Genomic DNA, 14,063 nt, shown 5'->3' on the forward strand with positions numbered 1-14,063 from the left:
GGTCAAGGGCCATACGCCTCCTGCGCAAAAGGCAAGCCCCTGTTTTCAGCCCTGCACCAGACGCGGAGCACGCCCCAACCCGCCAGGGTAAATCCCTAAAGGGGGGGCAGGCCCAACACGTCTTCCATACTATAAAGACCGGCTTCCCGCCCCTTTACCCACAAAGCGGCCCTGACTGCACCCGTGGCAAAGATGCGCCGGTCAAAGGCACGATGCGACAAGGTAATCTGCTCATCCGCAGATGTGAAAAGAACGTCATGTTCACCCACAATCTGCCCACCGCGCAGGGCAGCAAAGCCAATGGCCCCTTCCCGCCGGGGGCCGGTATGGCCATCACGCCCGCTCTCGCGCACGGCATCCAGGTCCACGCCACGCCCCAGCGCTACGGCCTGCCCTATGGCCAACGCTGTACCTGACGGAGCATCCACCTTCTGCCGGTGGTGCATTTCCACAATTTCGGCATCATATGCCTGCGCAGGCAAAGCCTGGCCCATCATACGGGCTAGGCGCTGAACCAGTGTAACACCGGGGGAAAAATTGGCCGCATGAACCACGGCCACATGCTCCGCAGCTTTAAGCACAGACTCGTTCTGCTGGGCAGACAGGCCTGTGGTCCCCAAAACCCATGCAGCCTTTGTACCGGCCAAAGCGCGGGCATTGGCCACAACTGTATCCGCATGTGTAAAGTCGATTACCACGTCACACACTTCCGCCAGCGCGGCAATGTCATCAAACAGCGGACAAGCGGGGGGGAGACCTGCGGCCCTATCGGGGGTGCGGGTGGTCCCACCCGCCAGAGCCACACCCGCGGCCTGTACTTCCTCAACCAGCAGGCGCCCTACACGGCCGGTAATACCGGCAATACCAATGCGCATCTGTTTTATTCCGATCCTTCAAAAAAATCGCGCACACGGCGGAAAAAACCGGTGTGTTCCGGGCTGTGCTTCACATCCTCGCCCGCTTCTTTTTCAAATTCTTCCAGCAGTTCACGCTGGCGCTTGGTCAACACCTGCGGGGTTTCCACCGTGACCTGAATGTACATATCGCCCCGTGCGGAGGAACGCAGGACCGAGAACCCCTTGCCACGCAGACGGAAATGCGCACCACTCTGGGTGCCCGCGGGAATTTTTACATTGGTGCGGCTGCCATCAATAACCGGCACTTCAATTTCGGTCCCCAACGCTGCCTGCGCCATTCTCAAAGGCACGCGGCAGTAAACATTGGCCCCGTCTCGCTGGAAAATGGAGTGTTCGGCAACAGAGACATGCACATACAAATCCCCCGCTGGCACACCATTACCACCGGCCTCGCCCTCACCCGTCAGACGGATGCGTGTACCATCTTCCACACCGGCGGGGATCTTCACCGCGATTGTACGTTCTTTTTCAACCGTGCCTTCGCCATGGCAGCTCTTGCAGGGGTCTTTGACCACACGGCCTGCGCCATGGCAGGTCGGGCATGGCCGCTCCACCACAAAAAATCCCTGCTGGGCGCGCACCTTGCCTGCACCGTGGCAGCTTGGGCAGGTATCCACCCCGGCAGCGCCACTGTTGGACCCTGTACCATTGCAGGATTCGCACGCAACGCGGGTAATCACACGCACGTTTTTCTCAACACCGGCAAATGCTTCTTCCAGTGTGATTTCCACGTGGGCCTGAATATCGTTCCCGCTGCGGGCCTGACCGCCACGCCGGCCCATCATATCCCCGAACATCTGCTCGAAAATATCACCCAGACCGCCGCCGCCAAACCCATTGAAGTCAAACCCGCCGGGGCCAGCGCCGCCCCCTTCGAACGCAGCATGGCCAAAGCGGTCATAGGCAGCACGCTTCTGCTCATCCTTGAGCACATCGTAAGCCTGATTGATTTCCTTGAACCTGGCTTCCGCCGTATCATCCCCCGGGTTGCGATCGGGATGAAACTTCATGGCCAGCTTGCGGTAGGATTTCTTAATTTCCTCGGCAGAAGCCGTGCGGGTTACCTCAAGAATTTCGTAGTAATCAAGCTGAGTAGCCATGAAAGTCCTCTTGGGGCTGCCTCTTGCGTGAGCACAGCATCTGTCCAGAATGTAAAATGTAAAAAGGCGTCCGCCTTATAAAAAGCACGGACGCCGGAAAGATAATGCATTGTGGCCATGTTTGTCACATGGCCACGGGGTCTGCATGCGTCCGATCAGGACTTCTTGGTTTCGTTCACGTCTTCAAAGTCAGCGTCAACGATGTCTTTTTCATCAGCCTTGGCACCACCAGCGGCACCAGCTTCAGCACCCTCTGCTTCCTGACCTGCCTTGTAGGCAGCTTCACCCACCTTCATGGCGGCCTGGGTCAGACGCTCGGTTGCGCTCTTGAGGGCATCCACATCCGTGCCTTCCAAGGCAGACTTCACAGCGGCAATAGCGCCTTCTGCCTCAGTCTTGTCGGCTGCGGGCACTTTATCACCCACATCGGCCAAGGATTTTTCAACCTGATGCACAAGGGATTCCGCACTGTTGCGGGCTTCCACCTGCTCACGCTTGGCCTTATCGGCTGCTGCGTTGGCTTCTGCATCCTTGACCATCTTTTCGATGTCATTGTCCGACAGACCACCAGATGCCTGGATCTTGATCTGCTGTTCCTTGCCTGTTGCCTTGTCCTTGGCGGAAACGGACACAATGCCGTTTGCGTCAATATCAAAGGTCACTTCAATCTGAGGAACACCACGGGGGGCTGCGGGAATACCGGTCAGGTCGAAGTTGCCAAGCAGCTTGTTGTCCGCTGCCATTTCACGTTCGCCCTGATAGACCTTGATGGTCACAGCGCCCTGATTATCTTCCGCCGTGGAGAACACCTGGCTCTTTTTGGTCGGAATGGTGGTGTTCCGGTCGATCAGACGGGTAAACACGCCACCCAGCGTTTCAATCCCGAGGGACAGAGGCGTTACGTCGAGCAGCAGAACGTCTTTAACGTCCCCCTTCAGCACGGCACCCTGAATGGCTGCACCAATAGCCACCACTTCGTCCGGGTTCACGTTACGGGCAGGATCTTTACCAAAGAATTCCTTAACCGTTTCGATCACCTTGGGCATACGGGTCATACCGCCGACCAGAATGACCTCATCAATCCCGGATGCGTTCAGACCGGCATCCTTAAGCGCTGCTTTGCATGGCTCAAGCGTGCGGCTGATCAGATCATCCACAAGGCTTTCCAGCTTGGCACGGGTCAGCTTGACCACCAGATGTTTGGGGCCGGAGGCATCCGCCGTGATGAACGGCAGGTTGATTTCGGTTTCCTTGGAGGAGGACAGCTCGATCTTGGCTTTTTCTGCTGCTTCCTTCAGGCGCTGCAGAGCCAGCTTGTCGGAGCGCAGGTCAATGCCCTGTTCGCGCTTGAACTCGTCTGCCAGGAACCCGATGATACGGTTATCAAAGTCTTCCCCACCCAGGAACGTATCCCCGTTGGTGGACTTCACTTCGATGACGCCATCGGAAATTTCCAGCACGGAAACGTCGAACGTACCGCCACCAAGGTCATACACGGCCACGGTGCCGCCGCTCTTCTTTTCCAGCCCGTAAGCCAGAGCTGCGGCGGTGGGTTCGTTGATGATGCGCAGCACTTCCAGACCGGCAATGCGACCTGCATCCTTGGTTGCCTGACGCTGGGCATCGTTAAAGTATGCGGGAACCGTAATAACGGCCTGCGAGACTTTTTCGCCCAGATACGCTTCAGCCGTTTCCTTCATCTTGCCCAGAATGAAGGCCGAGATCTGGGATGGGGCATAATTTGTGCCGCGGGCTTCAACCCACGCATCGCCATTGTCACCCTTAACAATGCTGTAAGGGACCATGCCCTTGTCCTTCTGGACGGTCGCATCGTCAAAGCGACGACCGATCAGACGTTTTACGGCATACAGGGTGTTGGCGGGGTTTGTAACAGCCTGACGCTTGGCAGCCTGCCCGACCAGCATTTCACCCCCTTCGGTGAAAGCGACCATGGACGGCGTGGTGCGTGCACCTTCGCTGTTTTCGATGACTTTTGTTTCGTTACCTTCGCGCACGGCCACGCAGGAGTTGGTGGTGCCGAGGTCGATACCAATGACTTTGCTCAATTTCGTGCTCCTTTTAGCGACCTCATCCGACCCGAAGCATCGGATAAAGCCCTTTTTTATCGTAACTGGTGGCACCCTGACCAAAAGCGGGGCACCACCCGAATGACAAGCCTGATGTATGGTGCGGTTTTCCCTTTTTCAAGGAGGAAAAACCACTCTGCGGGAAGGTTTTTTTCTCCCCTCCCACAGGATTGCCATGGGCTGCGTTACTGCGCGCCAGCGCCTTTGGCCACAACCACCATGGCAGGTTTGAGCAAACGCCCGTGGAGGGTCCATGTCGGCGTCCATGCCTGCATGACCGTACCGGGTGCATGTTCCTCGCTTGGCTGTTCCGCCATGGCCTGATGCAGATTGGCGTCAAACGCCTTGCCTGCCGGATTATCGCTCTTGATGCCATGCCGTTCCAGAATGGACAGGAAGGAGCGTTCCGTACTTTCAATGCCCTCACGCATTTTGGTCACAACCGTATCCTCACCCTCGGTCTGGGCAGGCAGGCTGTCCAGCGCACGGCGCAGGTTTTCGGCGGCTTCCACCACATCGCGCGCGAATTTCTGCACCGCGTACTGGCGGGCATCCTCCACGTCGCGCTTGGCACGGGCCATCAGGTTCTGGTTTTCAGCTTCCGCACGCAGCCATTTTTCCTTGAACTCCGTAGCGGTCTGTTCAAGTTCATGCACACGTGCGTCGGCATCACTCTCAGCGGCGCTCTCATGCTGAGGAGCCGCCTGCTCGGCCAAAGCCGGATCTACCGGGGTTTCGACCTGTGTGGGTTCTGAATCGTTCGTCATGATGCAAGAAGTAGGCAACCCCGCCCCTGCCGACAAGACCCGCAAGGCCCCTGCAATGCAGGATTTTGTGCATGGCAGGCTCTGACCTTAAAAAAGCGTGCATCACACCATTCCCCCTCTTGGCATTGGAAGCCTGCGGCGCCTAAGCTAGACACCTTGCGCTGATGGCAAGGGAAGGAACACACAAACGATGACAGAGCGCACCAAGCAGACAATCGCGCTGGTTGATGATGATCGCAATATTCTGACATCGGTTCAGATGACCCTCGAAGCAGAGGGGTTTAACGTGCGCACCTATACGGATGGCGAGTCGGCATTGCAGGGGCTTACGGCCTACCCGGTCGATCTGGCTATTCTGGACATTAAAATGCCCCGTATGGATGGCATGGAGCTTTTGCAGCGACTACGTACCCGCTCCAACCTGCCTGTCATTTTTCTGTCTTCCAAAAATGAGGAAGTAGATCAGCTTATGGGGCTACGGTTGGGCGCGGATGATTATATTACCAAGCCCTTTTCCCAGCGCCTTCTGCTGGAGCGCATTCGCGCCCTGCTGCGCCGCAACGAAGTGAGTCGGGCGGAAGCAAATGGCGCTCCTGCTGGTGGTGGCGCCCTGACACGCGGCAACCTCTCGCTTGATGAGCTACGCCATAAATGCACGTGGAAAGGGGAGGATGTCCCCCTGACCGTTACGGAATTCCTGCTGGTCAAAACGCTGGCCCAGCGCCCCGGCCTGGTTAAATCCCGTGACCAGCTGATTGATGCAGCCTACGGAGACACGGTTTACGTAGATGACCGGACGATTGATAGCCACATCAAACGGGTCCGCAAAAAATTCCGGCAGGTTGATGATGATTTCAACCAGATCGAAACCCTGTACGGCATTGGCTACCGCTATAAGGAAGACTGACAAAAGGGCATGACCAACCGCCCCCCCTTGCTGGCGCACCTGTTCCGGCAGGCTCGCAGCCTGCGGATACCCGGCCAGCGCCCCCACAAAGGCAGCATAGAGGCGACTGCGGCCTATCAGGCATCCCGCACCCGGTTGGTCTCCCCCCTTATGCGCCGGGTGCTTCTGGTCAACATTCTTCCGCTGGCCCTGCTTGGCTTAACGGTGCTTTTTCTCAACCAGTTCCGTAACAGCCTGCTAACAGCCGAAGTCACGGCCCTGCGCGAACAGGCGCGCATTTACGCTGGCGCTCTGGGGCAAAGTGCGGTGCATGTAACCCACCCCCATGCCAGCCTGCCACAGGACCGCGGGTATGAGCTCGAAGGGGCTCTGGCACGCCCGCTGCTCCAGCGCCTGACCGAACCCAGCCCCAACGCCCATGCCCGCCTGTTTGGCCCGGATGGAAAACTGGTTGCCGACAATCTGATTGATGTTGCCGATACGCTGGACACCCCACCCGAACCCCACCGCTTTCATTCCCATACCATTCCTTTCCCTCCGGCGTTCCAGCCCGGCATCTACGAACGATTCCTTACGTGGCTCTGGTCAGGCCATAACCCCGGCATTGTAACCCTCAATACCGATGAGGAGGACATTCCAGACCGCCCCACACATCCGCAGTTGCCCAAAGGAGCGGACCACCCTCCACCAGAAGCGCCTCCCTATATTCGCCGCACTGCACGGGGGCGGCTGATTATTACTGTTGCCGAACCGGTTATGCGCGATGGCTGGACTGTAGGGGTTATCCAGCTAACCCGGGTGGCCTCGCAGGTAGATCGCTCCCTGTTTGCCATTCGCTCCACCATTTTGTCGCTGTTCTTTCTGGCTCTGGTGCTGACGGTCCTGCTGTCCTGGTATTTATCGCTCACCATTGCCCGGCCTCTGCTACGGCTTGCTGCCTCGGCGCAGGTCATGCGGGATACAACGGGGCGGACAGGAACAGTGCCTGCACGCCTGCTGGCTCGTCGGGATGAAATTGGCGATGTTGCCCGCGCCCTACAGGCCAGTGCGCAGGCCCTGTGGAAGCGCATGGACGCCATTGAGCGGTTTGCGGCAGATGTCAGCCACGAGATCAAAAACCCGCTGACCTCCATCCGCTCCGCCATAGAAACCCTTTTGCGCATAGAGGATCTTAACCAGCAACGCCGTCTTTTGAGCATTATCAACGATGACGTACGCAGGCTGGACCGGCTGATTACCGATATTTCGGACGCCAGCCGACTGGATGCGGAAATGTCCCGCGCCAAGGCAAAGCCTGTGGCCATTGGTCAGTTACTGTCTGTTCTGGCGGAAATTCACCAAGCCACCCGGCAGGAAGATCAGGCCGTTATTCTAACCGATGTACAGGATGATACGCCCGAACACCCCCTGACCGCTCTGGCTGTGGAGGATCGGCTGGTGCAGGTTCTGCGCAACCTGATTGGCAATGCCATATCGTTTTCTCCCCCCAATGGGCAGATTATTTTACATGCGGCAGCTAACGGCAAAATGGTGCGTATTGCCGTCTCGGATGAAGGACCGGGTATTCCGCAGGCTAAGCTGGATTCGATTTTTGACCGCTTTTATTCCGAGCGCCCCAAAAACGAAAACTTTGGCCAACACTCCGGGCTTGGTCTTTCCATAAGCCGCCAGATTATAGAAGCCCTGCACGGAACCATTGCCGTAGAAAACCTGCATGACCAACGCGGGCACATAAAGGGGGCGCAGTTTATTATTGAACTACCGCGCGTGCTCGCTTCCCCCGCACGCTAAACCTACAACGTCCGGGGCTTAAAATCCGGCCCCAGCCTCCAGCTCTTCGTCCTGAGGGACATTGATAATCAGATCAATCATGATTTTGGGCACGGAAGAAGGAGCATTCTTGAGCCACATCATGGTCATACCGGGGGATGTGGTGGAAAAGAACTGGCGGAATACCGGGAAACTGGCAGGGAACTCATCCGCATCCGCAATATGGCAGACAATGCGACTGACATCCCGCAATGTCAGATCATGCGCTTCCAGCAGAGGCACGGCCTCCTCAAAAGCAGCCCGGCATTGGTCAGCCAGCTCCATGCCACGGAACTGCGGGGCATAAAGCCCTTCCAGAACAAAACCACCCATTGTTTGCACAACATGTGGGCGACTGGCGGCGGAACGTGCATTCCGTGTCAGAGTTTTATCTTTCATCACGGAATGATGATGTAAGCCAGCAACTCAGGAACCGCAATTTTCTCTTTCGTAACAAATCTGCCACCGCAGGGCAGAGACACTGCATTTGTTAACATTTGGTATAGCTGATCTGAGCAGAATGCCTTCTCTTCCGCTACCAAACTGCTTTAAACTCATGGTTGGTCCACAGTGCACGCCCTATGCCACACGCAGCCCGGATAAGCTGTGCCTGTTTGTCAGACAGTAAAGAAGGAAGAGCCGTCCATGCACATGGCGGATGATACATCGGTTCCACGCCGAATTCTGCTGGTGTCTGGTCTGTCTGGGGCTGGCAAATCTTCCATTCTGCGGATTCTGGAAGACCTTGACCACGAAGTCATCGACAACCCGCCACTGGGAATGCTGGACGATATCGTCGCCCGTGCTGAACGCCCTGTTGCCATAGGCGTCGATTCCCGCACCCGCGGATTTGATGCCTCCGCCGTGCTGGCCGCACTCGCCCGCCTGCGGGTCAACCCTCACCTGCGTGTAGAACTTATATATGCCACAGCGGACGAAAGCGTGCTGCTACGCCGCTACACGGCCACACGCAGGCGGCATCCGCTGGCACCACACAGCAGCGTCAAGGAAGGCATTGAGGCAGAGGTTGCCCTGACTGCCCCGCTCCGCGCTGCAGCGGATCTGGTCATTGACACAACGGACATGCCTCCACCAGACCTGCGACAGTTTGTGGAAAGCCGCTTTAGCCCGTGGGATGGCGGAGCGGGAGAAGGGTTGACCGTCACCCTTATGTCTTTTGCCTACCCTGCGGGTCTGCCGCGTGAGGCAGATATTGTGTTTGACGCCCGTTTTTTACGCAATCCGCACTATGTGCCCGAGCTGGCCCCCAAAACCGGACTGGATGCCGATGTTGCGACTTACGTAACCCATGACCCGGATTACCTGCCATTTCTCAACCAAATACATGCCATGCTGCAACTGGTTCTGCCGCGTTTTGTGCAGGAAGGTAAAAAATACGCAACCATTGCCATAGGTTGCTCCGGTGGCAGACACCGTTCTGTTACAGTCGTGGAAGCACTGGCAACCCGCCTGTCCGCCCCCGATGGAATGGGCCATTACAAAGGCTCTGGCCAATGGCCCATCATGATCATGCACCGCGAACTGGCACGGCAGGGCATAAGCGCATGGCGCTGGGCCAGAAAACCGGCCGAAGCGGCTCATACCGAACCAAACTGAGCGGCCAGCGCGCCAGTCTCCCCTTCCCCATCAATCAGGCATGGCCGGTCTGCCCGCTCATACGTGCTGGATCAATATTGATGGATGCCAGCGCCCGCCGCCATTTGACGGTGTGGTCCATACCAAAAATCAGCTCCCGCGTGGCAGGCACTACCAGCCATGCGTCATGCTGAAGAATTTCCTGCTCCAGTTGCCCAGCGGACCAGCCTGCGTGCCCCATGGCCAGCAGCGCATCCCTTGGGCCTCCGCCTGATGCTATGTCCTGCAACACATCCATGCTGGATGTCAGCGCCACATTATCTGTAATACGCATACTGTCCTGACCACTCCAGTCTGCGGAGTGCAGCACAAGCCCATGCCCTTCCTCTACCGGACCACCCGCGCACAGGCCAATGCGCCGCATGGGGGGCACAGGCTCGATCTGCAACTGCTCCAGCAGGTCATCAAAGTCCGGGCGTGGCAGGCGTTTGTTAATAACAAGCCCCATGGCGCCCCCATCTGGCGTATGGCTGCACAGATAAATAAGGGACTGCCCAAACAGCGTTCCCCCCAGCATGGGAGTTGCCACCAGCAGCATACCTGCCAGAGAAAGGCTGTTATCCATAACAGCGGGGTCGGGTTGAGTAATGTTTACGAATGCCATCCCTAGAGATATGAGAAACACTTCCTTTTTTGGCAAGATTGCCAGCCCATCTGTTGTCTGTAATTCTATGCAACTGACACACACAGATCAATTTTCAGGACACATGTCCATGAACACCCTTTCCCGCTTTCTTAATGCTTTAGACAGTTACAAAATAACGGATGGCAGCCAGTTCAAGCTGAGTGACCATAACCCCGGTGACGACGGCCACTTGGGGCTGGACAAAGAAATGGGCAAAAAGCTGCTCCGGCAGGTCAAGGGACTTTTACAGGACCTACAGGAACTGCTGTATGCCAACCAGACCCACTCGTTGCTGATTATTCTGCAAGGCATGGATGCTGCGGGCAAGGATGGCACGATCAAGCACGTTATGTCCGGCGTGAACCCACAGGGGGTTGCTGTTACCTCCTTCAAGCAGCCCGGCCCAACGGACCTGCTCCATGGTTTTTTATGGCGTATTCATGCTGCGGCCCCACAGGCTGGGCGTATCGTCATTTTCAATCGCAGTCAGTATGAAGATGTACTAGTCAGCCGCGTCCACCCTGATCTGCTCAAAAACAGCCACCTGCCGGGTGAACTCAACACGCCCGAATTCTGGCAGGGGCGCTACAGCGACATACGTCACCTTGAGCATTATCTGAGCCGACAGGGGACGATTGTTCTCAAATTTTTCTTAAACATCTCACGCGAGGAGCAGCGCGAACGGTTACTGGCCCGGCTGGATATTCCTGAAAAACGCTGGAAATTCTCCCCCTCCGACCTCCATGAGCGCGAATACTGGGACGATTACGCAGCCGCTTACCAGGATGCCATTGCCCAGACCGCCCGCCCCCACGCACCGTGGATTATTGTACCGGCCAATCACAAATGGTACGCCCGCCTTGTGGTAATCGGCACCATTATCCGCGCCTTGCACAATTTACGGCAGGTTACCCCACAACCCAGCGCGGATGTCATGCATCAACTCGATGATTACCGAACCCGACTGCTGCAAGAAAAACCCTGAGTTCTATTGGCATCCTGCTCACGCCCACGCGTGTGGCAGATACTGCGTAGCGTCCCCGGGCAATATCCTGCCCCTTACACCAGCCGCGTATGGAGTAAATCCATACGCGGCTCCTCTTTGTTCAAAGGTTTATAATGAGCCGTTTTACCAACCGCACGCGCCTGCTTGCCTTATGCCTTGGGCTGGCAGCCATACCCAGCCTGAACACCCCGGCACAGGCACGCCACAGGCACACACAGGCTGCTCCCCCCACCACCGTATCAGCCGTATGCGATAACAAGGACTTTCTGGCCAAGCAGCAGGCGTTTGAAAACGGTGCTCCCAGAACGGATGCTGCCGTGCATATCTGCGGAACAGTTCTGGCTTTTGCCAAAGACGCAAAAAAGACCCGGAGCGGGCTACACGGTTATTTTTATGTAACCGTTGCCCCCAACATTTCCATTCGGATTGTAACCAATCTGGACGAGATGCACACACCGGCATGGCCGTGGGTCGCCAAAGGAGATCAGGTCGATATTGTTGGTCGTTATTATTACGATTCCCCCCGCCAGCAGGGCGTAGACTGGACACACCGGGGCACAGGCCGCTCATGGTCCATTCCCGGTTATGTGACCGTCAACGGCACCAGATACGACTGAATAAAAAAATGGCTGGCCAGAATAAACCGGCCAGCCATAAACGCTGTTAGCGAGGCAGACGCAGGGGTTAATCTGCGGCTTCTTCCTCACGTTCGCTCCCACGTTCATCCTCGCCGGAGCTGGAAGCTGCGCTACCATTGCTTTCCACAATGTCAAACGCCAGCTCGCCATTTTTCAGACCGATCTTAACGGCTCCACCTTTGGCCAGTCGGCCAAAGAGCAGTTCCTCGGCCAAGGGCTTTTTAATGGATTCCTGAATAACCCGGCCTAGCGGACGCGCGCCATACAGGCGGTCATACCCTTTTTCTGCCAGCCATTCCTTGGCTGCCGAAGACAGCTCGATGGTTACGTGCCGGTCTGCCAGCTGTGCCTCAAGTTGCAGAACAAATTTTTCAACAACCTGACCCACAATTTCCTGCGTCAGATGGGCAAATGGAATAACCGCATCCAGCCTGTTGCGGAACTCTGGCGTAAACAGGCGTTTGATAGCCTCTTCATCCTCCCCTTCACGCACTTTACGGCCAAAACCTACGGCTTCCTTGCTCATGTCAGACGCACCGGCATTGGTCGTCATGATCAGGATGACGTTCCTGAAATCGACCGTTTTGCCGTTATGGTCCGTCAGGCGACCGTTATCCATAACCTGCAACAGCACGTTGTACAGATCGGGATGAGCTTTTTCAATTTCATCCAGCAGCAGTACGGCGTGGGGGTGCTGGTCTATGGAATCGGTCAGCAATCCGCCCTGATCAAACCCAACATAACCCGGAGGCGCTCCCAGCAGGCGCGAGATGGAGTGGCGCTCCATATACTCGGACATATCGAACCGAATCAGCTCAATACCCAGAGCATTGGCCAACTGGCGTGCCACCTCCGTTTTACCAACCCCGGTAGGACCGGAGAACAGATAGTTACCAATCGGTTTTTCCGGGTCCCGCAGGCCCGCGCGCGCCAGCTTGATGGCGGCGGAGAGCGCATCAATCGCCTGATCCTGCCCGAACACCATGCCTTTAAGGTCGCGCTCCAGCGAGCGGAGAACTTCCTTGTCATCAGCAGAAATGCTTTTGGGTGGAATACGGGCAATACGGGCAATAATGTCTTCCACATCCTTCAGGTTCACCGTTTTGCGGCGACGACCTTCTGGCTGAAGCATACGGGAGGCCCCGACCTCATCAATGACGTCAATCGCCTTGTCAGGCAATTTCCGGTCATGAATATAACGGGCGGAGAGTTCCACCGCACCACGAATAGCCTCTTCCGTATAACGGACTTTATGATGCTTTTCGTAGCTGCCTTTGAGGCCGCGCAGAATTTTAACCGCATCGTCAATGCTTGGCTCGGGCACATCAATCTTCTGGAATCGCCGCACAAGCGCACGATCTTTTTCAAAGTGCTGGCGGAATTCCTTGTAGGTGGTGGAACCAATGCACCGCAATGTGCCAGCCGCAAGAGCCGGTTTAAGCAGGTTGGATGCATCCATGGCCCCGCCAGAGGTCGCCCCTGCGCCTATGACCGTATGAATTTCATCAATAAACAGGATGGCGTGCGGGTCCTGATCCAGCTCCGTGACAACAGCCTTGAGACGTTCCTCAAAGTCGCCCCGGTAGCGGGTACCAGCCAGCAAAGCGCCCATATCCAGCGAATAGATGGTGGATTTAAGCAGTACCTCGGGCACGCTTCCTTCTACAATCCGGCGCGCCAGACCTTCTGCAATGGCAGTTTTACCCACACCCGGATCACCCACATAAAGCGGGTTGTTTTTGGTCCGGCGGCACAGGATCTGGATTGTGCGCTCAATTTCCGTATCCCGCCCGATAAGCGGATCGACCTTACCGGCGGCTGCCTTATCGTTCAGATTAACGCAGTAGGTTGAGAGCGCGTCCTGATTTTTCTGTGTTTTGGCTTCTGCCCGTTCGGGTTCTTCGCCTTTTTCCGCACCGGAATTGCTACCAGCAACAGGTCGGCGGGTTGTGCGCTCTGGTGCCTTGGCGATCCCGTGGGAGAGAAAATTGACCGCATCCAGCCGGGTCATATCCTGCAATTGCAGGAAGTACACTGCGTGGCTTTCGCGCTCGGCAAACAGGGCAACAAGCACATTCGCACCCGTTACTTCATCCCGCCCGGTGGATTGCACATGAATGGCCGCCCGCTGAATAACCCGCTGGAATGCAGCCGTTGGCTTGGGTTCGGTCGGACGATCAGACGCCAGACCAGCCAGATCCTTGTCGAGAAAGCCCGTCAGGTCTGTCCGCAGTCGGTCCAGATCAACCCCACAGGCGCGGAACACCGTTACGGCATCCGCATCATCAACCAGGGCAAGAAGCAGATGCTCTAGCGTGGCATATTCATGGTGCCGTTCTCCGGCCAGAATAAGCGCCCGATGCAGCGTCTGCTCAAGATTGCGTGACAACATGACGAGACGCTCCTTTCCCCGGACTTTCCGAGCGTGGTAAAACGACCAACAGACCACGATCGGATGCCCTAAAACCATATTTGGCTGCTTCGGCAAGAAATGCGAGTCATAACCTCGCAAAAAACGCACGCTCACGCATTTTTCGTTCTCACATTCCGT

General features: G+C 56.7%; 12 protein-coding genes. 5 read left to right on the top strand and 7 right to left on the bottom strand.

Annotated elements, in window-relative coordinates:
- Positions 1 to 95: 95 nt before the first annotated feature.
- From dapB to Absy_RS07720, 4 genes are all read right to left on the bottom strand, one after another.
- Positions 96 to 890: a 4-hydroxy-tetrahydrodipicolinate reductase gene (gene dapB / locus Absy_RS07705; protein ID WP_173958331.1), complete on the bottom strand. Its 795-nt coding sequence runs from the start codon at positions 888 to 890 to the stop codon at positions 96 to 98.
- Positions 881 to 2,017, bottom strand: coding sequence for a molecular chaperone DnaJ (gene dnaJ, locus Absy_RS07710; protein ID WP_048854162.1), 1,137 nt, complete (start codon positions 2,015 to 2,017; stop codon positions 881 to 883). The genes dapB and dnaJ overlap by 10 nt, the downstream gene beginning before the upstream one ends.
- Before the next feature lie 155 nt (positions 2,018 to 2,172).
- Entirely contained in the window at positions 2,173 to 4,083 is a 1,911-nt protein-coding gene (dnaK, locus tag Absy_RS07715; RefSeq protein ID WP_048854163.1) for a molecular chaperone DnaK, read from the bottom strand.
- A gap of 206 nt (positions 4,084 to 4,289) precedes the next feature.
- A complete protein-coding gene (locus Absy_RS07720; RefSeq protein ID WP_048854164.1) occupies positions 4,290 to 4,871 on the bottom strand; it encodes a nucleotide exchange factor GrpE in 582 nt (193 codons plus the stop codon).
- Between the two features lie 190 nt (positions 4,872 to 5,061).
- On the opposite strand from Absy_RS07720, the gene Absy_RS07725 reads away from it, so the two are divergent.
- On the top strand, positions 5,062 to 5,778 hold the full coding sequence (locus tag Absy_RS07725; protein WP_048854165.1) for a response regulator transcription factor: 717 nt from the start codon (positions 5,062 to 5,064) through the stop codon (positions 5,776 to 5,778).
- Positions 5,779 to 5,787: 9 nt separating this feature from the next.
- Complete coding sequence (locus Absy_RS07730) at positions 5,788 to 7,569, top strand: stimulus-sensing domain-containing protein (RefSeq protein ID WP_048854166.1); 1,782 nt, start codon at positions 5,788 to 5,790, stop codon at positions 7,567 to 7,569.
- Between the two features lie 18 nt (positions 7,570 to 7,587).
- On the opposite strand, the gene Absy_RS07735 is transcribed toward Absy_RS07730, so the two are convergent.
- Positions 7,588 to 7,986 (bottom strand): RidA family protein, encoded by a 399-nt coding sequence (locus Absy_RS07735; protein WP_048854167.1) that lies wholly within the window; start codon positions 7,984 to 7,986, stop codon positions 7,588 to 7,590.
- Positions 7,987 to 8,232: 246 nt separating this feature from the next.
- Between Absy_RS07735 and rapZ the strand changes: the two genes are divergently transcribed.
- The gene (gene rapZ / locus Absy_RS07740) at positions 8,233 to 9,204 is read left to right on the top strand and encodes an RNase adapter RapZ (protein WP_048854168.1); all 972 of its coding nucleotides are present in this window, start codon (positions 8,233 to 8,235) and stop codon (positions 9,202 to 9,204) included.
- Positions 9,205 to 9,238: 34 nt separating this feature from the next.
- Here the strand turns inward: rapZ and Absy_RS07745 are convergent, their stop codons facing one another.
- A complete protein-coding gene (locus Absy_RS07745; RefSeq protein ID WP_084597004.1) occupies positions 9,239 to 9,847 on the bottom strand; it encodes a YqgE/AlgH family protein in 609 nt (202 codons plus the stop codon).
- Positions 9,848 to 9,956: 109 nt separating this feature from the next.
- On the opposite strand from Absy_RS07745, the gene Absy_RS07750 reads away from it, so the two are divergent.
- On the top strand, positions 9,957 to 10,853 hold the full coding sequence (locus Absy_RS07750) for a polyphosphate kinase 2 family protein (RefSeq protein WP_048854169.1): 897 nt from the start codon (positions 9,957 to 9,959) through the stop codon (positions 10,851 to 10,853).
- Positions 10,854 to 10,987: 134 nt separating this feature from the next.
- On the top strand, positions 10,988 to 11,491 hold the full coding sequence (locus Absy_RS07755; RefSeq protein ID WP_052945726.1) for a DUF3465 domain-containing protein: 504 nt from the start codon (positions 10,988 to 10,990) through the stop codon (positions 11,489 to 11,491).
- 67 nt (positions 11,492 to 11,558) lie between these two features.
- On the opposite strand, the gene clpA is transcribed toward Absy_RS07755, so the two are convergent.
- On the bottom strand, positions 11,559 to 13,904 hold the full coding sequence (gene clpA / locus Absy_RS07760) for an ATP-dependent Clp protease ATP-binding subunit ClpA (protein ID WP_048854170.1): 2,346 nt from the start codon (positions 13,902 to 13,904) through the stop codon (positions 11,559 to 11,561).
- Between the last annotated feature and the right edge of the window lie 159 nt (positions 13,905 to 14,063).

The organism is Acetobacter syzygii (genome assembly GCF_000964225.1).
GTDB classification, from domain to species: Bacteria; Pseudomonadota; Alphaproteobacteria; order Acetobacterales; family Acetobacteraceae; genus Acetobacter; species Acetobacter syzygii.